The organism is Methylibium sp. T29, assembly GCF_000576205.1.
Lineage (GTDB): Bacteria > Pseudomonadota > Gammaproteobacteria > Burkholderiales > Burkholderiaceae_C > Methylibium > Methylibium petroleiphilum.
On record NZ_AZND01000516.1, the window covers coordinates 1 to 1,172 of the forward strand.

General features: G+C 70.5%; 1 protein-coding gene. It reads right to left on the reverse strand.

Translation table 11 applies throughout. From position 1 onward, the window contains the following. Window positions 1-109: 109 nt before the first annotated feature. Entirely contained in the window at window positions 110-769 is a 660-nt protein-coding gene (gene rpiA, locus x551_RS22500; protein WP_036234180.1) for a ribose-5-phosphate isomerase RpiA, read from the reverse strand. Window positions 770-1,172: the final 403 nt, after the last annotated feature.

A 1,172-nucleotide genomic window follows, 5' to 3' on the forward strand; every position in this document is an offset into this window, starting at 1 on the left:
GCGCCGCGCCCCGCCGCAGAAGCCCCGGCCGCCCTGCCGCCGGCCCTGGAGGCCGCACCCAACGGCATCCGGTTCTAACGGCCTGCGCGGCTCGCGCGCAGGATGCCGGTCAGAAGCGCAGCGTCTTCACGCCTTCGGGCGTGCCCAGCAGGCAGACGCTGGCCTTGTGCCGCGCGAACACGCCCACGGTCACCACACCGGGCCACTGGTTGACCTCGGTCTCGAAGGCCAGCGGGTCTCCGATGCGCAGGCCCTGAACATCGAGGATCAGCTGACCGTTGTCGGTGATCACACCCTCGCGCACGGTCGCGGTCGCGCCCAGCTTCGCAAAGCGCCGCTGGATCTGGCTCACCGCCATCGGCAGCACCTCGACCGGCAACGGAAAGCGCCCCAGCACGTCCACCAGCTTGGAGGCATCGGCGATGCAGACGAAACGCTCGGCCAGATCGGCCACGATCTTCTCTCGCGTCAGCGCCGCGCCACCGCCCTTGATCATGCAGCCGTGGGGGTCGATCTCGTCTGCGCCGTCGATGTAGACCGGCAGCGATTCGACCGCGGCGGCGTCGAACACACGGATGCCCTTCTCGCGCAGCCGCTCGGTGCTCTTGACCGAGCTCGACACGGCCCCGGCGATACGCTCCTTGATACCCGCCAGTGCGTCGATGAAGCAGTTGACGGTCGAGCCGGTGCCGACGCCAACGATGCTGCCTTCGGGCACGTACTCGAGTGCAGCGCGGCCGACGAGGGTCTTCAGTTCATCCTGGTTCATGATGGGTGGCCGGGGCGGGACCGGCAGGGAGGTCGTGGGAAGTCAGTGCGAATGCAGCGATCGCGGCCGCGATTATCCAAGCCTCGAAGCAAGATGCGTGTCATGCCCCCGCCACGGCGACGGCGGCCACCGCGGTATGCTCGCCCAGCAACAGGGCCGACCCGCCCTGACCTGCCCTGAAAGGCCTCCGGCTGCAGCCCGACTCGCGAGTCCTCGCCGAGCGGCCGGTCCCGAAGGCGAGGCTTCCGGCCCGCCGACCCCGACGCATGACCGAGCCCCTTTCCCTTCGTTCCTCCCGACCGCCCACGCCCCGCGGATTGCCCGCACGGTCGATCGCCGCAGCCCTGTGCCTCCTGCTGGGTGCCTGCGCCGCGCCGCCGGCCACCACCCCACCGGCCGGCGC